The organism is Paraburkholderia antibiotica (genome assembly GCF_012927125.1).
GTDB classification, from domain to species: domain Bacteria; phylum Pseudomonadota; class Gammaproteobacteria; order Burkholderiales; family Burkholderiaceae; genus Paraburkholderia; species Paraburkholderia antibiotica.
This window is the reverse complement of record NZ_JABBFZ010000011.1, coordinates 155,423-173,036: the sequence shown is the minus strand read 5'-3', so window position 1 is coordinate 173,036 and position 17,614 is coordinate 155,423. Positions and strand designations below refer to the sequence as shown.

Here is a 17,614-nt window from a genome sequence, read left to right as displayed (position 1 = left end):
TATGGCAAATGCGCTCAACACGATTGATCGCAGCGAGCATCGAGCGACGCGGCCCGCTTGCCTACACTTGCTGTATGGAGCCATTGCAGCACGGCGCTTCGCCACGGAACAGGACGCAGTCATGGACAGTTTCTACACCGACGAACAACGGATGATCCGCGATGCCGCGCGCGACTTCGCCACCGATTGCCTCGCGCCGCACGCGGCGCAATGGGACCGCGACGCGCAACTGCCCGCCGGCGTGGTCGCGCAGATGGGCGAGCTGGGTTTTCTCGGCATGATCGTGCCGGCCGAGTGGGGCGGCTCGTACACCGACTACGTCGCCTATGCGCTCGCGCTCGAGGAGATCGCGGCCGGCTGCGCCGCCTGCGCGACGCTGATGAGCGTGCACAACTCGGTCGGCTGCGGGCCGATCCTGAACTTCGGCAGCGACGCGCAGAAGGACCGCTATCTGCACGACCTCGCGACCGGCCGCACGATCGGCGCGTTCTGCCTGACCGAACCGCAGGCTGGCTCCGAGGCGAATAATCTGCGCACCCGCGCGGTGCGGCGCGACGGCCAGTGGGTGCTGAACGGTAGCAAGCAGTTCGTGACCAACGGTGCGCGCGCCGGTCTCGCGATCGTGTTCGCGGTCACCGATCCGGAGCGCGGCAAGCGCGGCCTGTCCGCGTTCATCGTGCCGACCGCGACGCCGGGCTTCGAGGTCGGCCGGCCCGAACACAAGCTCGGCATTCGCGCGTCCGATACCTGCCCGATCTCGCTCGTCGATTGCGCGGTGCCCGAAGCCAATCTGCTCGGCGAGCCGGGCGACGGGCTGCGCATCGCGCTGTCGAATCTCGAAGGCGGGCGCATCGGCATCGCCGCGCAGGCGGTCGGCATCGCGCGCGCCGCGTTCGATGCCGCGCGCGCCTATGCCACCGAGCGCGAGCAGTTCGGCAAGCCGCTGAAGGACCACCAGAGCATCGCCAACATGCTCGCCGACATGGCGACACGCCTGAATGCCGCGCGCCTGCTCGTGCATCATGCGGCGCGGCTGCGCTCGGCGGGGCGGCCGTGTCTGTCGGAGGCGTCGCAGGCGAAGCTGTTCGCGTCGGAACTGGCCGAGGAGATCTGCTCGAACGCGATCCAGATTCACGGCGGCTACGGTTATCTGCAGGACTACGCGGTGGAGCGGCACTATCGCGATGCACGCATCACGCAGATTTACGAAGGCACGAGCGAAGTGCAGCGGATGGTGATTGCCCGGCATGTCTGAGCGCCGCGCGGTTCGTCGCGCGTTGTAGCGTCCGCGCGTCGGATTTGAGCGCATGTTTGAGAGCACAATAGCCGGGCCGCCTGCCTCGTTCGGGCAGGATGCCGGCAAGCCCGGCCACGTCAGCGGCAAAAAAACGAGCGCCCAGCGCGCCATCCACAGGAGACGACGATGACTGCAGCGAAAGCCTTTCTCGACGCGCGCGATCTGCTGGTGCGCCATCGGACCGACTACGACCGCGCGTACAAGGAGTTCGCGTGGCCGGCACTCGACGAGTTCAACTGGGCGCTCGACTACTTCGACGCGATCGCGCGCGATAACCACAACCCCGCGCTCTGGCTCGTCGACGATCCGTCGGGCGAGGGGCTGCGTCTGTCGTACGCGCAGATGTCCGAGCGTTCGTCGCGGGTGGCGAACTTTCTGCGCGGCGCGGGCGTCGGCCGCGGCGATCGCGTGCTGCTGATGCTCCCCAATCGCGTCGAACTGTGGGACGTGATGCTCGCCGCGATGAAGCTCGGCGCAATCGGGCTGCCCGCCACCACGCAGCTATCGGCCGATGACGTGCGCGACCGCGTGCAGATCGGCGGCGCGAAATTCGCGGTGGTCGATAGCGCGGAACTGGTCAAGTTCGATACGCTCGACGTGCCGCTCACGCGCTTCTCGGTCGGCGCATCGCGCGACGGCTGGATCGATCTGGCGGCCGCGTACGCGGCGTCGCCGGACTTCACGCCGGATGGCGTGACCCGCGCGAGCGATCCGATGCTGCTGTACTTCACGTCCGGCACCACGTCGAAGCCGAAGCTCGTCGAGCATACCCATCAGAGCTATCCGGTCGGGCATCTATCGACGATGTACTGGATCGGCCTGCAACCCGGCGACATCCACTGGAACATCAGCTCGCCGGGCTGGGCCAAGCACGCATGGAGCTGCTTCTTCGCGCCATGGAACGCGCAGGCCTGCGTGTTCGTGTTCAACTTCGCGCGCTTCGTGCCGAAAGACACGCTCGCCGCGCTGGTGCGCTTCAACGTGACCACGCTGTGTGCGCCGCCGACGGTGTGGAGGATGCTGGTGCAGGAGCGCTTGACCGACTATCCGGTCAAGCTGCGCGAGATCGTCGGTGCGGGCGAGCCGCTGAATCCGGAGATCATCGAGCGCGTGAAGCACGCGTGGGGCATCACGATTCGCGACGGCTACGGCCAGACCGAAACCACCTGCCAGATCGGCAACCCGCCGGGCCAGCCGGTCGTGGCCGGCTCGATGGGGCGTCCGCTGCCGGGCTACCGGATCGAGCTGCTCGATGCCGACGATCAGGCAGTCGGCGAAGGCGAAATCGCGCTGCCGCTCGGCGACGCGCGCCCGCTCGGTCTGATGACCGGCTACGCGAACAACGCGAAGGCCACGGAACAGGCGATGCGCAACGGCTTCTATCGCACGTCGGATGTCGCGCTGCGCCGCGACGACGGCTACTACGTGTACGTCGGCCGCGCGGACGACGTGTTCAAATCGTCCGACTATCGGTTGAGTCCGTTCGAACTCGAAAGCGTGCTGATCGAGCACGAGGCGATCGGCGAAGCGGCGGTCGTGCCGAGCGCCGACGCGCTACGCCTGTCGGTGCCGAAGGCGTTCGTCACCGTGCGCCAGGGCTACGAGGCGGGCCCCGAACTGGCGCGCGCGGTGTTCGCGTTTTCGCGCGAAAAGCTCGCGCCGTACAAACGGATTCGGCGCCTGCAATTCAGTGAACTGCCGAAGACGATCTCCGGCAAGATCCGCCGCGTCGAATTGCGGCGCCGCGAAATGGAGCGCGCGGCCGAGCCCGCGCGTCTGCCCGACGAGTACTGGGAAGAAGATTTTCCGGATCTGCGCTGAGCGTTTTCCCCCGTGTTTCAGGGTCTGTTTGAGCGAATCGGCCGTTGCGCAGTCGTGCTTTGCACTGGCTTCGCGTCGACTCCGTATCGGCTCCGCGGCGGCAGGCCCACCGCTTTTTTCTCCCATCTGTCCGGCCGCCGCGCGGCCATCGCACAGGAGTTTCAGCATGAGCACCATCGCTTCGAACGAGACCGGCCGCGACGTTGCCGGCGGCGTCGCCACCGTCAAGCTGCTGATCAACGGCGAGTTCGTCGAATCGCGCACGACCGAATGGCGTGACATCGTCAATCCGGCCACCCAGGCGGTGCTCGCGCGCGTGCCGTTTGCGACCGTCGCCGAAGTCGACGCGGCGGTGCGCAGCGCGCATGCGGCGTTCGCCACGTGGAAGGACACGCCGATCGGCGCGCGCATGCGCATCATGCTGAAGTACCAGGCGCTGATTCGCGAGCAGATGCCGCGCATCGCGAAGACGCTGTCGGCCGAGCAGGGCAAGACGATTCCCGATGCCGAGGGCGATATTTTCCGCGGTCTCGAAGTAGTCGAGCACGCGTGCTCGATCGGCACGTTGCAGCAGGGCGAGTTCGCCGAGAACGTCGCCGGCGGGGTGGATACCTACACGATCCGCCAGCCGCTCGGCGTGTGCGCCGGCATCACGCCGTTCAACTTCCCCGCGATGATCCCGCTGTGGATGTTTCCGATGGCGCTCGTGTGCGGCAACACGTTCGTGCTGAAGCCGTCCGAGCAGGACCCGCTGTCGACGATGCAACTGGTCGAACTCGCGCTCGAAGCCGGCGTGCCGAAGGGCGTGCTGAACGTCGTGCACGGCGGCAAGGAAGTGGTCGACTCGCTCTGCTCGCATGAGCTGGTGAAGGCGATTTCGTTCGTCGGCTCGACGGCGGTCGGCACGCACGTGTATCGCCTCGGCGGCGAGCACGGCAAGCGCGTGCAATCGATGATGGGCGCGAAGAATCACGCGGTCGTGCTGCCCGACGCGAATCGCGAGCAGACCCTCAACGCGCTCGCCGGCGCCGCGTTCGGCGCGGCCGGGCAGCGCTGCATGGCGACCTCGGTGGCGGTGCTGGTCGGCGCCGCGAGCGAGTGGCTGCCCGAGCTGATCGCGAAGGCGAAGACGCTGAAGGTCAACGCCGGCCACGAACCGGGCACCGACGTCGGGCCGGTGGTGTCGCGTGCCGCGAAGCAGCGCATTCTCGGCCTGATCGACGCGGGCGTGAAGGAAGGCGCGACGCTCGCGCTCGACGGCCGCGACGTCAGCGTGGCCGGCTACGAGCAGGGCAACTTCATCGGCCCGACGGTGTTCAGCGACGTGACGACCGACATGGAAATCTATCGCACCGAAATTTTCGGGCCGGTGCTGACGGTGCTGAGCGTCGCGACGCTCGACGACGCGATCGCGCTCGTCAACGCCAACCCGTTCGGCAACGGCGTCGGCCTGTTCACGCAAAGCGGCGCGGCGGCGCGCAAGTTCCAGAGCGAGATCGATATCGGCCAGGTCGGCATCAACATTCCGATTCCGGTGCCGGTGCCGTTTTTCAGCTTCACCGGCTCGCGCGGCTCGAAGCTCGGCGATCTCGGCCCGTACGGCAAGCAGGTCGTGCAGTTCTACACGCAAACGAAGACGGTCACCGCGCGCTGGTTCGACGACGACGCCGTCAGCGACGGCGTCAACACGACGATCCGGCTGCGCTGAACGGCATTCGCACGAACCCTCGCAGCGTAGCGAACCCGGAGACGACACCATGAAAATAGGCTTTATCGGACTCGGCAATATGGGCGCGCCGATGGCGCTGAACCTGCTGAAGGCGGGCCACGCGCTCAACGTATTCGACCTCAGCGAAGCGGCCGTGCGCGCGCTCGTCGAAGCGGGCGCGCAGGCGGCCGGCTCGCCGAAGGCGGCCGCGAGCGATGTCGAATGTGTGATTACGATGCTGCCCGCCGCCGCGCACGTGCGTAGCGTGCTCAGCGCGGACGACGGTGTTCTCGCCGGCATCGCGCGAGGCGTGCCGATCATCGATTCGAGCACGATCGATCCCGTCAGCGTGAAGGCGTGCGCCGAACTCGCGGCACAGCATGGCAACCCGTTCGTCGATGCGCCGGTGTCCGGCGGCACCGGCGGCGCGGCGGCGGGCACGCTGACCTTCATGGTCGGCGGCAGCGCGAGCGCGTACGAGCAGGTGAAGCCGGTGCTGCTCGCGATGGGCAAGAACATCGTGCATTGCGGCGACACCGGCACGGGGCAGGTCGCGAAGATCTGCAACAACCTCGTGCTCGGCATTTCGATGGCGGGCGTCGCGGAGGCAATGGCGCTCGGCGAGGCGCTCGGCATCGACACGAAGGTGCTCGGCGGCATCATCAATACGTCGACCGGGCGCTGCTGGAGTTCGGACACCTACAACCCGATGCCGGGCGTGATCGACACCGCGCCGGCCGCGCGCGGCTACAGCGGCGGCTTCGGCACCGACCTGATGCTGAAAGACCTCGGCCTCGCCACCGATGCCGCGCGTGGCGCGCGTCAACCGGTCTATCTCGGCGCGCTCGCGCAGCAGCTTTATCAAACGATGAGCACGAACGGCGCGGGACGGCTGGATTTCTCGGCGGTGATCAAGCTGTATCGGCGCGAGGGCGCTGCAGACGCTGCGTCCGACAAGGGCGATAAAGGCGATAAAGGCGGTGCGCGATGATCGACCTCGACTACGCGCACGACGGCGCCGTCGTGCTGATCACGCTGAAGCGCCCACCCGCCAACGCGTTCACGCCCGATGGTCTGCTGCAACTGCAGCGCACCGTCGAGCAACTGAATGCCGATGCGCGCGTGCGTGCGCTCGTCATCACCGGCGACGGCCCGAAGTTTTTCAGCGCCGGCGCCGATCTGAATGCGTTCGCCGACGGCAATCGCGAAGTGGCGCGCGTCGCGGCGGCGCGTTTCGGCGCGGCGTTCGAAACGCTGCAGAATGCGCGGCCCGTCGTGATCGCCGCGCTCAACGGCTATGCGATGGGCGGCGGTCTCGAATGCGCGCTCGCGTGCGATATCCGCATCGCCGAGCAGCATGCGGTGCTGGCCTTGCCCGAGACCGCGGTTGGCCTGCTGCCGTGCGGCTGCGGCACGCAAACGCTGCCGTGGCTGGTCGGCGAAGGCTGGGCCAAGCGGATGATTCTGACCGGCGAGCGCGTCGATGCGGCGACCGCGTTGCGTATCGGTCTGGTCGAGGAGGTGGTGGAGCGCGGCGCCGCGCGCGAGGCGGCGCTGACGATGGCGCGGCGCGTCGTCGGTCTGAGCCCGCAGGCGGTCGGCTTCAGCAAGACGCTGATTCATCAGGCGCGGCATGGCGTGCCGCGCGCGGCGGCGCTTGCGCTCGAACGCGAACGTTTCGTCGATCTGTTCGACGGCGCCGATCAGCGCGAGGGCGTGAACGCGTTCCTCGAAAAGCGCGCGCCGCGCTGGCAGGTGGGCAACCTTCAGCAGGAGGCGTAGCGATGAGCGCTTTGCAAAGCGTTGTGGTCGAAGCGGGCGGCGGCGGGGATGCCGAGGTGGATCCGGCGATGAACGGTGCAAAGGGCGCTGCAGCTAGCGCTACAACAAGCGCCGCGACGAACGGCGCAACGAGCACCGCAACGAGCACCGCAACCAGCACTGCAACCCACGCCGAAGCCGAACGCGAAATCCTGTTTCGCGTCGTCAATCGCGTCGCGATCATCACGCTGAACCGGCCGGCCGCGCTCAATGCGCTGTCGCACGCGATGGTGCGCGAGCTGGCGGTGCTGGTCGAACATTGCCGCCCCGATAGGGGGATCGTCGCGCTGGTGCTGAAGGGCGCGGGCGACAAGGGCTTTTGCGCGGGCGGCGATGTGCGCGAGGTGCATCGGCTGGCGAGCCAGAACGATCCGCGCTGGCTTGCGTTTTTCGTCGACGAATACCGGCTCGATTACGCGCTGCACACGTTTCCGAAGCCGGTCGTCGCGCTGCTCGACGGCATGACGATGGGCGGCGGCATGGGGCTGGGGCAGGGCGCGCGGCTGCGTATCGTCACCGAGCACAGCCGCATCGCGATGCCGGAGACGCGCATCGGTTTCGTGCCCGACGTCGGCGCGAGTCGTTTTCTGAACGCGATGCCGGTCGAGCATGCGCTGTACGTCGGCCTGACCGGCGCGACGCTGTCCGGCGCCGACGCGGTGCGGCTGCAACTGGCCGATCTGTGCGTGCCGGCCGACTGGCTCGCCAGTTTCGAAGAGCGCCTGCAGCGCATGTCGCACGACGGCGACCGGCTCGACGCGTTGCGCGCGGTGTTCGAGCCGCCGTGCAATATCGTGCCGCATGCGCCGCTGGGCGCGCTGACGCAGCTGATCCTGCGTCACTTCGATCGGCGCTCGGGCGTCGAGCGGATCGTCGCGACGCTGCGCCAGGACCTCGAACGCGACTCGTCGCGCGAACTGCGGCAATGGCTGCAAACGACGCACGACGCGCTCACCGCCTCTTCACCGACGATGCTGTACGTGACGCGCGAAGCGCTGCTGCGCGGCCGGCAGATGACGCTGGCCGAATGTTTTCGTATGGAGCTCGGCATCGTGAAGCGCGCGATCGAAGACGGCGATTTCCGCGAAGGCGTGCGCGCGCAGTTGCTCGACCGGGACCGTCAGCCGCGCTGGTCGCCGGCCACGCTCGCCGCCGTGCGGCCCGAGCGCGTGCGGCACTTTCTGAGTTCGCCCTGGACGATCGACGCGCATCCGCTCGCGCGGCTCGGTAGCGTGCAGACGGCGCAGGCGTAGTAGCAGAGGGAGCGGGCAGGAGTGACGCAATCCGGCGAATTGACATGGCGCCGAGGGTTCGAATGGCGCGAAGCTTCGCGTAGGCTAGTGGATGACCGGGAACGGGACGTGCTACCAGAATGGGGTTGCTTGGACGCGGATCGCATATCACGTGCGGTCCGCGCGATAAAACGGCGCGCCGCGCCGTCCGTTTGCTGTCTCGTTGCAGTGCCAGCAGGCAACTCCACAGTCAAACCCACGAGGAAAGCACCATGGACAAGAACCGGATGGAAGGGACCGCGAAGGAGCTGAAGGGCTCGGTCAAGGAAGCGATCGGCAAGGTCACGCGCAATCGCGTGAAGCAGGCCGAGGGCGCGGCGGAAAAGCTCGCCGGCCGGATGCAGGTGAAGGTCGGCGAAGCGGCCGATGCGGTGCGGGAGCAGTTGAAGCGGTAGTCTTTACGCTGTCCGATGCGTGTCATCGCGAACGTGTAAATTCAACCGCATCGCGTGAGCGCGTGCGCTTGGCACATGGTCGGCACATGGTCGGCACGTGACGCGCGCAGCGGTGCAATACGAGCGTGAAATCACGCACGCCGCCGGTCGCGCATGAGCCTGCGCTGCTGTCGTGAAACTTATGCGACCATGCGACCTCCAGGAGGTTGCAGCCGCAGGACGCAGCAGGTGGCACGCAACTCACGCAGCACGCCCCGATGCGCGCCCGCGCATCGCCGTTACGAGGACGCTTCATGCTGGGATTCGACGTCGGTACGGCCAGGAAAGTCTGGACCGCGTTTCTGATTGCACTGCTGTTCTTCATCATCTATATCGCGTCGACCACCGTGCTGGTGATCGTGTTCGCGGTGTTCTTCAGCTATCTGATCTATCCGATGGTGCAGCTCGTCGAGCGTGTGCGGCCGCGTCGCGTGCCGCGCGTGGCGTCGATCGCGCTGGTGTTCGTCGTGGTGGTCGCGGTGATCGCGGTAGTGGGCTCGCTGTTCGGCGTGCAGTTGCAGGATCAGGCGACGCGTCTGCTCACGCAATTGCCGACGCTGATGCGCAGCGACGTGCCGAACCGGCTGCCGTTGCCGCATTTTCTCGAACCGCTGCGCGAACGGATCGCCGATTTCGTGCGCAGCCAGATCGAGACCGGTTCCGACAACGCGGTGCCGATGGCGCGCAGCCTCGGCCTCGGCGTCGTGCACGCGGCCAGCAATCTGATCTATCTGGTGTTGATCCCGATCCTCAGCTTTCTGCTGATCAAGGACGGTGCGCAGATGCGCGACGCGTTTCTCGCGCTGCTGTCGAAGCGGCATCGGGTGCTGTGGAGCGAGATCGTCGACGACGTGAACGTGCTGCTGTCGAAGTACGTGCGCGCGCTGCTGTTTCTGTCGCTGGCGACGCTGTTCTGTTACGGCATCGCGTTTTCGCTATTCGGCGTGCCGTACTCGTTTCTGCTCGCGGTTGGCGCGGGCCTGCTCGAATTCGTGCCGTTCGCGGGGCCGCTCGCCGCGATCGCGGTCACACTGGTCGTCGCGTTGTTCAGCGGCTTTCCGCATCTGCTGTGGCTGGTGATTTTCTTCGCGCTGTACCGGATGTTCCAGGACTACGTGCTCAATCCGTATCTGATGAGCGAAGGCGTCGAGGTCAGCCCGTTCCTCGTGATCGTCGGTCTGCTCGCCGGCGATCAGTTGGGCGGCGTCGCTGGGATTTTTCTCGCGGTGCCGGTCATCGCGACGCTGAAGATCGTGCTCGGCCGCGCGAAGGTGTTCTACTCGGCGTCGCACGAGCAGGGTGAAGCGGCGCGGCGCGCGTTGACCGGGCATACGGACGAGGAGGGGTGACGCGGATCGACGCGCGGCGGTTGTTCGAAGGGGGCCGCCGCGCGCGTTGATTCGAAGCACTAACCTTCGCGGGCGATGTTGGGGTTGCCGTTCATGGCGCTGAGAACGTCGTTCGCGTTAGGCGCGATGGCCGGAGTGCCGTCTCTCGCGTGAGTCTGCGTGAGGGCTGGCGCGTCGCTTTTGCTGGCGCCCGCGCCCGCGCCGGCTTCGGTGTTGGCGTTGGTGTGTCGTGCAGCGTCGCCTGTGGCGCTCGTCACGTTCGCCAGTTCCGCCGTCTCCGTGACCCCCGCCACGTTCGCCACACCTGCCGCCGCCGCATCGCGCGGCGCGCTTTTCACGCGCGACACCCACAGCACCGCCGCGAACGCGACCGCCACCGCGACCCACCCGACGGTTCCATAACCGACGATGCGTCCCGTCGTCGAGGTCCCCAGCATCAGCCCGCCGAGCCATGCGCCCGTGCCGGTGCCGAGCGCCTGCAACGCGCTGTTCGCGCTGAGAAACGCGCCGCGCCGCGCGGGCTCGGGGACCGTGGTCAGGAGCGCCTGCATCGGCACCATGCGGCCGTTCATCACGACGAGGAAGCAGGAAAAGAACAGCACCAGCGCATAGAACGGCAGATCCGGCAGATGCGTGACGAACAGCACCGGCACCAACGACACCAGCGCCGCGCAGCGGAACACGCGCTGCGTGCCGAAGCGGTCGGCGAGTCGGCCCACATAGCGCGACGTGAAGAAGGTCGCCGCGCCGCCCGCCATGTAGAGCCACGACAGCTGCCGCGGCGCGACGCCGTGATTGGCGACCAGCATCGGCGAGATGAACGGAATCACCAGCATGTGCGCGATCATCATCATGAACGTCAGCGCAAACGCGTTCAGATGGCGCGGCTTCGTCAGCAGTCGCCACAACTCGGGCAGCACTTCGGCAAGCGGCGGTTGTTGCCGGTTCAGATGCGCGGCCAGCGACGGCACCAGTTGCGCGCCCGCGACCCACACCAGCAGCGACAGCGCGACCAGCAGGAAGAACGGCGCGGCCCAGCCGAACTGCGCGCCGAGCATCACGCCGGCCGGCACGCCGGCAATCGCCGCGAGCGAGAACGCGGTCATGATCGTGCCGGTCGCGGCGCCGCGCCGCTGCACCGGGATCACGTCGCCGACGATCGCCATGATGACCGAGCCGAGCACGCCGCCGGTGATGCCGGCGAACGCGCGCGCGGCCAGCAGCAGCGCGAAGCTCGACGCGAGCGCGCAGGCGAGGTTCGACAGCGCGAACAGCGCGTAGATGGTGAGCAGCAGACGGCGTCGGTCGAAGCGGTCGATATAGGTCGCGGCGAACAGGCCGGACAGGCCCGAGCACCACGAATACGCGGACACGGCTGTCGCGAACGCGGCCGGCGCGATGCCGAACGCGTGCATGATCTGCGGGCCGAGCGGCATCATCACCATGAAGTCCATGATGATCGTGAACTGCGTGAGCGCGAGCAGCCAGAGCAGACGTTGCTCGTGTCGCGGGGTGATGGAGTACATCGGTTGTGTTCCCTTCCTGTTGTTCGAAGTACGTCGATGCGCGTCGCTGCGTTCGCGCACGCCGAGTACCCCGACGCGCGCGTTTAACGCTTAATCCTCGATGTTTTCGTGGACCGCCACCGCACCCTGTTTCCAGTAGCTCGCCGCGCGAATCCGCGTTTTGTCGATGCCGCGCTCGCCGCACAGATGCTGGCGCACCGCGCGGATCGTCGCGGCTTCGCCGGCGGCCCACACGTAACCTTCGCCCTGTTCGGGCACATAGGTTTCGCGCACCGCCTGCAACAGCGCCGCGCCGCGGGCCGGTGCGTCGACCGATTCCTCTGTGGCGGCATCGCGATAGCACCAGACGAGGTGCAGTTCGGCGCGCGTCGAAAACTCGATGCGTGCCGACGGATCGGCCACTTCGATCACCGCGGCGACGCGCGCGCCGGCTGGCAGTTCTTCGAGGCGGCGCGCGATCGCCGGCAGCGCGGTGTCGTCGCCGATCAGCAGATGCCAGTCGAAGCCGGTCGGAATCACCAGCGAGCCACGCGGACCGCCGATGCCCAGATACTGCCCGACCTTCGCCTGCGCGGCCCACGTTGCCGCGGGGCCGGCTTCGTGCAGCGCGAACTCGATGTCGAGCTCGCGCGCGTCGCGATCGAAACGGCGCGGCGTGAAATCGCGCGCGGTCGGTCGCTTGCCTTCGGGGAACACCGGACCGTCGGGACCGGCTTGCGGCAGCGTCGGCTTGTCGGCGCCGGGTTCGGGGAAAAACACCTTGATGTGGTCGTCGAACGATGCCGACACGAAGTCGTGCAGATCGTCGCCGGTGAAGGTGACGAGAATCAGATGCGGCGTCAGCGCGCGCACCTGCGTGACTTGCAGCAGACGGAATTTCAGCGGATGCCGCACGCGATGCACGGCGAGGTCGGGTCGATGATTGTCCTGACTCGGCATGAGGTCGTACTCCTTGTTCGGTTCGATGAGGCGCGAGGGGCGCGGAGGGCGCGCTCAGGCGGCGGTTTTGCTGTCATCGTTGGGGGTGTTGCCGGCGCTGTCGCCTTCGATTTCGCGCGCCGCGCGCATCAGGATCGCGGCGATGCGGCGCTGCTCGTCGGCGGGTGCGCTGTCGCGGCGCAGCAGCGCGTTCTTCAGCGTGCGGCGCGCTTCGTTCAGCTCGGGCAACCAGCCGCCTTCGCTGACGTCGGCCGGCTCCTCGCCGGCAAACGCGCGGCGCACCGAATCCATCTTGCGCGCGATATGCGTGAGTCTCGCAAACATCAGCTCGACGCGCTCGCGGTTCGCGGCCAGATACTCGCGGCCCGCGTCTGACAGCGCATAGCGCTTGCGGTTGCCTTCGAGCTGCACGCTCACGTAGCCGAGTTCTTCCAGATACGTGAGCGCCGGATAGACCATGCCGGGGCTCGGCGTGTAGAAGCCGTTCGAGCGCGCCTCCAGCGCCTTGATCAGCTCGTAGCCGTGACTCGGCTGCGTGTCGATCAGCGAGAGCAGCAGCAGTTGCAGATCGTCGGAACTGAATTTGCGGCCGCGCGGAAAACCGTCGCCGTCGCCGCCGAACCCGCCCAGGCCGCCGGGGCCGCCGCCGAAGCGTCCTCCGCGCCCGCCGAAGCGGGAATCGTGATGGCGGCCGGTGGCGTGGCGGTCTTGGGTGTGGTCGTGAAAGTGGGGGTGGCCGTGGCCGTGATGGCGGCGCTGCGCGCGGTCATGCCAGTCTCGCGAATCCTGAGTGGACTGGGCGCGCGCGGTGTTGGAGGCGGCTGACGCGCTTGCGGCGCGCTCGAAGTCCATGCCGCGCTGGCTGCGCGCCGGGTGATACCGCATGAACGCATGCCACAGCGCGCGTAGGGACGGATGATCGAAGCCGCCGTGGAAACGGTCGTGCGCGCCGCGCGGACCGGAAAAACGATGAGGATGACGCATCTGGGAGACTCCCGTGAGTGTCGTAAGATGTGTCTAAAGATATATATCTAAAGATAGTCTGTCAAACTCTTTTTTGAGATTGGCGGGTGGGCGCCAAAGTCTTCGGGAACGCAAAAAATGCGTTTCGGAGACGCCAAAGTGTGGGGGAGCCGCAATTTTCGGTGTGCATGGCACAGTTTTTTGCTATTTTTTCTATTGAAACGTGATTTTGATTGCGTCGAAGTGAAGGGTGGATTGAGCGCGCAACGGAGCTCGGACGCGCATCTTCGTTGTTTGGAAATATGGGGCCACACCAGTGCTTGCCGCCTAACGCGCTTGAAGCGCCGCTTTTCGCCTTTGAGTTGGTGGTCAGGCTCTTGGAGCTTTGGGCGTGCTTCTAAGCAAAGCAGCCATTCAGTGCTGGAACACTCTTCCTTTCACCCACTCGCGTGCAATCGGGCGCTATCGCCCAGCCAGTCTCTGTCTTCATCTATCTATCAGTGGCTCAGTCCGGAGAGTCGCCAGTAAAAGCTTCATCGCTGCTTCAAACACCACGCAAAATCTACTGAAAGCAGTATCATCAGGCAACTAACGGCTTTCGTCGCTGCGGAAGAGTTAGTTCCGGGTATGCCATCAAAAATATGCTCGTTAGATGCGATGTGGTGGCGATGTGCATAGTTGGCAAAAGAACTGGACCCTGCACGTGGCAGAAGAAAAAAGCTTTACTGAAAAGACCGGCGCGGGAGATACGAGCATTGGCTTTGACTACCAATACTATTATTTCCTCCATCGCATCTTGAATCTTGGGGCAGGCCAATCCGTTGGGCTTGAAATCAAAGACGACGTTCATACCGAACTCGACGCCGATTTCAATATCCTTTTCCAGGTCAAGCACACAGTTCAAACCAACAAGGCTGGCGCTTCGATAGCGCTGTCCGAGCTTGATGCAGACTTATGGAAGACTCTATACAACTGGTCGCAAGTCATCAGCGATAAGGTTGACGGGCGTAAGGAAATCGCCGAGCAGCTGAAGTTCGTCGACAAGACGGAATTTCATCTGGTTTCAAACAAATCGCACAGCAAATCAAACAATTTTCTCCAGCTAATCCTCGATTATCAAACGGGCGACGGTGATTTCGAGCCGCTGCGAGCGCACATCGATTATCTTGCAAACAAGACTCAGGACGCAGGTCTGAAGAAGTACATCGAGGCTGTTGCAGAACTGGACTTGTCTGTGCGGAAGGTCTTCTTTGAGCAACTTCGCTTTGAGCTTGAATGCGACGACATCATCGGCCGCGTAAAACGCTCAATCCGGGAAAAAATCATCGACGCGGAGAAAATTGATGCGGTATTCGAGCGTCTGGACTCCAGAATCAGAAGTGATAATTTTATCGCGGTGAAGAGTGGGCAGAGTGTCAAAATAAGTTTCGAAGAATTTGCCTCTCGTTACGCGAAAATATTTGATGATGCGCGAAGCAAAAAACTGGTCTACTACAAATTTGAGCCAGATTTGCCTGAAGACATCTTTGCGCAGAGATTCATTAAACGACTGTTAGAAATCGAGGCCCTTGCGCCGTCCGACAATGAGCAGGCGGTAAAGTACACAGAGCACAAGGTCCGAGCATCGCGAAACCTCGAACGTTGGGTCCAGCTAGGCGACATCATCAGCGACGAAGTAGAAGAGTTCCACGACGATGTGTTCGCTCAATGGGAAAATGAGTTTGAAGGTTCGTTCAAAGAAGGCGCAAATTTGCAAGAACTTGCCGCCTCAGCGAGAGAGTTGTTGAAAGCGTTGAGACGCGAGCGTTTCATATTGAGCGAAACGAACCTCGATATAAGGTTTAGTAATGGTGAACTCTACTACCTCTCAGACATCGGCCGCATTGGCTGGCACAGAGATTGGGAGAACGATGTCTAGGCGATGGGTTGGATATAACAATGTGGGGGTCTGCGCGACTGCATTGATGGCGGTTCTCGCGCATGCCAAGAAAATGAGTGTCGCCAGAGCGCTTCTTGTAATGCCACTCGTTATGCATGAAGCGACCGTGCGATATATGGGCAGAGGCAACGTCGCGATACGCGAAGCTGCAGCCCTAGTAGCAAACAAACCAGACCTATTTGCAAACTTCAATTTACGCTTTCAAGAAGGTCTTGCTGTGACGGTGAACGCAATCCAGTTGATTGTGGAAGCTGGCTACGTGAAATTTGACGGCGGGCTCATCTTGTTACAACCATTGAACATCGACAAGAGCTTTGGGCATCGGGCACAGCGAATCGCGAAGGCATCTAGTCATATCGCGGCTGTACTGGAAAGTCCGGTTGACGAACTATATTTGAACTTTAGGGTGCAGCTTTGAATTTCGGCTTTGACTCCATCACTTTGTGGTCGAAGAACGGCGAGCGTCGTAGTCTCGAATTCGTTCGAAACCGAGTAAACGTACTATCTGGTGGAAGTCACACCGGTAAGAGTGCACTGCTCGACATTATTGACTATTGCTTTCTCGCCAGTTCGCACAAGCTACCCGATAGCATCATAAACGAGAACGTAGCGTGGTACGGGCTGAAGTTCTACGTGAATGACAAGACCTACGCGATTGCTCGCAGAAGTCCTCGGGGGAACCACGTCTCCAACGACTACTATTTTTCTTCGACTGGTGTTGTACCCGAGGTCCCAGAGGCGAACACGAGGGAGGACGACATTCGTACGATACTTGAGGGCGAGTTCAACATTGACGAGAGGGTGACAGTCGCGTACGGCGGTAAGGCGCTGAAGGCAAACTCGAAGGTATCGTTTCGTTATTTCTTCCTCTTCAACACTATCTCTGAAGACATCATCACAAACAGTAAAGTCTTCTTCGACAAGCAGACGGAAGACCGGTATCGTGAGGCGTTGCCGCGCATATTCGACATGGCGCTCGGCATCGACGATCTCGCGAATATGGCTGCCCGCGAGCAGAAAGAGTATCTTGAGAAGCAGTTGCAACGGGCGGAGAAAAAAAGTGCTCAGTTGACCTCGGGCAAAGACGAGTTCGACAACGAATTGCGCCAGATTGCCGTTAAGGCTGCTGAGTACGGAATTTTCAGCGGGAATACTTCCACAATTTCGCGAGATGTTGTCAGACGTGCAATTGCCGAGGCGGCGTCGGTCGACACCGGACGCGCCTTGGACCGTTATGCCGAGGCCAGCGCAGAGCTGTTCTCCGTTGAGCGCCGGCTCCGTCAACTGGAGCAGTTTACGTCGGAATACCGCGCGTACAAAGATACGCTGAAGAACGCGGAAGACAGTTTGCTGCCTATCGAGCAGCTCATCAAGCAGGCTCCTACTATCGTTAAATCGGAAATATTTGACGAGCTGATAAGCAGCCTTAAAGCTGATTTGCTCGCAGTAAAAAAATCGACCGCGAAGAAGCATCCGGTAGATGGTCAGATTACGACGATGGTTCTTTCTCTTCGTGAAGAGCGCGACAAACTAGAGCGTGAAATCACCGGACTACCTCGAGAGCCGATGTCCTTTGCGTCGGAGAGGGAAAAATGGCTATTCGTGGGCGAGGCCAAGGGGCGTTTCTCCGCATACGATGCGGTGGCCCCAGTTGCTTTTGCCGAAATGCCCATCTTGCAAACGGACGACCTTCAAGAGCAAATCGACAAAATCGAAGTCAGGGATGTCGATGAGACGCGTGCCTCTGTCATTTCGCTGATTAACGAAATCGCGCAGGAACTGCTCACTGACACCGAGAACGCGCTCGCAAATTACGCGACCTACCAGACAGAATTCGTCTACAAAGAAAAGCGATTGCGACTGCGCAAGCCACGTTCAAGCCTTTTGGAGAACGTTGGCAGCAGTTCCAATCACATGTTCTTGCACCTCTTGCAGTTTTTGGCGCTCCATGAGGTCGCGATAAGCCATAGGTCGCCCTTCGTCCCCAGCTTCCTCATCATCGACCAGCCTAGCCGTCCGTACTATCCAGACGACAAGGCGAACGATAATGTCATTCTCACGAATAGCGATAGCGAAAAAGTTGCGATTGCGTTCAAGTTGCTCGACCACTTCGTTAAGCGGATGAATGACGAGTACGATACTCAGTTTCAGATGATAGTGTTCGAGCATGTGCCTAGGAACACGTTCGATAACATGAACTACGTGCACCTTTTGCCGGAGTTTCGCGATGGTGAAGCTCTGATTCCACCTTCTTGGCAGAACGCTTGACATTGTTGGATGTCCTTATGGCCGCGAGCGGTGACTAGCTGCCGCCACGTTTCCTACGACTAACGAGATCGCTCCCTATTCGCGGGGTAAAACCGGGCCTTATCCATTGCGTGAACTATGAAACAACAGTGGATCGTTTGCAGGGTGCTTCGTAATGAGCACCGGCGAGGCTTGACCTGCTAGCGTCATCGTATGGCGAGCGCACACGTGAGCAGGGCATCAACCGATGCGATGTACCTGGCGTGTGCTGTCGATCA

13 protein-coding genes and 1 pseudogene are annotated in these 17,614 nt (G+C 63.1%); 11 read left to right on the top strand and 3 right to left on the bottom strand.

Annotation, left to right across the window (positions count from 1 at the left end; genetic code table 11):
* Nucleotides 1-121 precede the first annotated feature (121 nt).
* From HHL14_RS18920 to HHL14_RS18885, 8 genes are all read left to right on the top strand, one after another.
* Nucleotides 122-1,255 (top strand): acyl-CoA dehydrogenase family protein, encoded by a 1,134-nt coding sequence (locus HHL14_RS18920; RefSeq protein ID WP_169499143.1) that lies wholly within the window; start codon nucleotides 122-124, stop codon nucleotides 1,253-1,255.
* 168 nt (nucleotides 1,256-1,423) lie between these two features.
* Nucleotides 1,424-3,118, top strand: a complete 1,695-nt coding sequence (locus HHL14_RS18915) for an AMP-binding protein (protein WP_169499142.1) — start codon at nucleotides 1,424-1,426, stop codon at nucleotides 3,116-3,118.
* Between the two features lie 166 nt (nucleotides 3,119-3,284).
* On the top strand, nucleotides 3,285-4,826 hold the full coding sequence (locus tag HHL14_RS18910; RefSeq protein ID WP_169499141.1) for a CoA-acylating methylmalonate-semialdehyde dehydrogenase: 1,542 nt from the start codon (nucleotides 3,285-3,287) through the stop codon (nucleotides 4,824-4,826).
* Nucleotides 4,827-4,875: 49 nt separating this feature from the next.
* Nucleotides 4,876-5,817, top strand: a complete 942-nt coding sequence (gene mmsB, locus HHL14_RS18905) for a 3-hydroxyisobutyrate dehydrogenase (protein ID WP_169499140.1) — start codon at nucleotides 4,876-4,878, stop codon at nucleotides 5,815-5,817.
* A complete protein-coding gene (locus HHL14_RS18900) occupies nucleotides 5,814-6,608 on the top strand; it encodes an enoyl-CoA hydratase (protein WP_169499139.1) in 795 nt (264 codons plus the stop codon). The genes mmsB and HHL14_RS18900 overlap by 4 nt, the downstream gene beginning before the upstream one ends.
* Before the next feature lie 2 nt (nucleotides 6,609-6,610).
* Nucleotides 6,611-7,900: an enoyl-CoA hydratase/isomerase family protein gene (locus tag HHL14_RS18895; protein ID WP_230413118.1), complete on the top strand. Its 1,290-nt coding sequence runs from the start codon at nucleotides 6,611-6,613 to the stop codon at nucleotides 7,898-7,900.
* A 251-nt stretch (nucleotides 7,901-8,151) separates the two neighbouring features.
* Complete coding sequence (locus HHL14_RS18890; protein WP_169499138.1) at nucleotides 8,152-8,334, top strand: CsbD family protein; 183 nt, start codon at nucleotides 8,152-8,154, stop codon at nucleotides 8,332-8,334.
* 293 nt (nucleotides 8,335-8,627) lie between these two features.
* Nucleotides 8,628-9,722, top strand: coding sequence for an AI-2E family transporter (locus HHL14_RS18885; protein WP_169499137.1), 1,095 nt, complete (start codon nucleotides 8,628-8,630; stop codon nucleotides 9,720-9,722).
* A 296-nt stretch (nucleotides 9,723-10,018) separates the two neighbouring features.
* Here the strand turns inward: HHL14_RS18885 and HHL14_RS18880 are convergent.
* The 3 genes and pseudogenes from HHL14_RS18880 to HHL14_RS18870 form a co-directional block, all read right to left on the bottom strand.
* A pseudogene (locus tag HHL14_RS18880) lies at nucleotides 10,019-11,248 on the bottom strand (MFS transporter); the annotation flags it as partial.
* A gap of 90 nt (nucleotides 11,249-11,338) precedes the next feature.
* Nucleotides 11,339-12,187, bottom strand: coding sequence for a siderophore-interacting protein (locus HHL14_RS18875; protein WP_169499136.1), 849 nt, complete (start codon nucleotides 12,185-12,187; stop codon nucleotides 11,339-11,341).
* Between the two features lie 54 nt (nucleotides 12,188-12,241).
* Nucleotides 12,242-13,171: a PadR family transcriptional regulator gene (locus tag HHL14_RS18870; RefSeq protein WP_169499135.1), complete on the bottom strand. Its 930-nt coding sequence runs from the start codon at nucleotides 13,169-13,171 to the stop codon at nucleotides 12,242-12,244.
* Nucleotides 13,172-13,853: 682 nt separating this feature from the next.
* On the opposite strand from HHL14_RS18870, the gene HHL14_RS18865 reads away from it, so the two are divergent.
* The 3 genes from HHL14_RS18865 (at nucleotide 13,854) to HHL14_RS18855 (ending at nucleotide 17,357) form a co-directional block, all read left to right on the top strand.
* Entirely contained in the window at nucleotides 13,854-15,068 is a 1,215-nt protein-coding gene (locus tag HHL14_RS18865) for an ABC-three component system protein (RefSeq protein WP_169499134.1), read from the top strand.
* A gap of 46 nt (nucleotides 15,069-15,114) precedes the next feature.
* Nucleotides 15,115-15,507 carry a three component ABC system middle component gene (locus HHL14_RS18860; protein ID WP_169499133.1) on the top strand — a complete coding sequence of 131 codons (393 nt, stop codon included), beginning with the start codon at nucleotides 15,115-15,117 and terminating at the stop codon, nucleotides 15,505-15,507.
* A gap of 215 nt (nucleotides 15,508-15,722) precedes the next feature.
* Nucleotides 15,723-17,357 carry a DUF3732 domain-containing protein gene (locus HHL14_RS18855; RefSeq protein ID WP_329601698.1) on the top strand — a complete coding sequence of 545 codons (1,635 nt, stop codon included), beginning with the start codon at nucleotides 15,723-15,725 and terminating at the stop codon, nucleotides 17,355-17,357.
* Nucleotides 17,358-17,614 lie beyond the last annotated feature (257 nt).

What these genes read in the sequence shown, in the direction of transcription:
- HHL14_RS18920 (WP_169499143.1), top strand. Translation starts at nt 122, where the DNA reads ATGGACAGTTTCTACACCGACGAACAACGGATGATCCGCGATGCCGCG.
- HHL14_RS18915 (WP_169499142.1), top strand. Translation starts at nt 1,424, where the DNA reads ATGACTGCAGCGAAAGCCTTTCTCGACGCGCGCGATCTGCTGGTGCGC.
- HHL14_RS18910 (WP_169499141.1), top strand. Translation starts at nt 3,285, where the DNA reads ATGAGCACCATCGCTTCGAACGAGACCGGCCGCGACGTTGCCGGCGGC.
- mmsB (WP_169499140.1), top strand. Translation starts at nt 4,876, where the DNA reads ATGAAAATAGGCTTTATCGGACTCGGCAATATGGGCGCGCCGATGGCG.
- HHL14_RS18900 (WP_169499139.1), top strand. Translation starts at nt 5,814, where the DNA reads ATGATCGACCTCGACTACGCGCACGACGGCGCCGTCGTGCTGATCACG.
- HHL14_RS18895 (WP_230413118.1), top strand. Translation starts at nt 6,611, where the DNA reads ATGAGCGCTTTGCAAAGCGTTGTGGTCGAAGCGGGCGGCGGCGGGGAT.
- HHL14_RS18890 (WP_169499138.1), top strand. Translation starts at nt 8,152, where the DNA reads ATGGACAAGAACCGGATGGAAGGGACCGCGAAGGAGCTGAAGGGCTCG.
- HHL14_RS18885 (WP_169499137.1), top strand. Translation starts at nt 8,628, where the DNA reads ATGCTGGGATTCGACGTCGGTACGGCCAGGAAAGTCTGGACCGCGTTT.
- HHL14_RS18875 (WP_169499136.1), bottom strand. Translation starts at nt 12,187, where the DNA reads ATGCCGAGTCAGGACAATCATCGACCCGACCTCGCCGTGCATCGCGTG.
- HHL14_RS18870 (WP_169499135.1), bottom strand. Translation starts at nt 13,171, where the DNA reads ATGCGTCATCCTCATCGTTTTTCCGGTCCGCGCGGCGCGCACGACCGT.
- HHL14_RS18860 (WP_169499133.1), top strand. Translation starts at nt 15,115, where the DNA reads ATGGCGGTTCTCGCGCATGCCAAGAAAATGAGTGTCGCCAGAGCGCTT.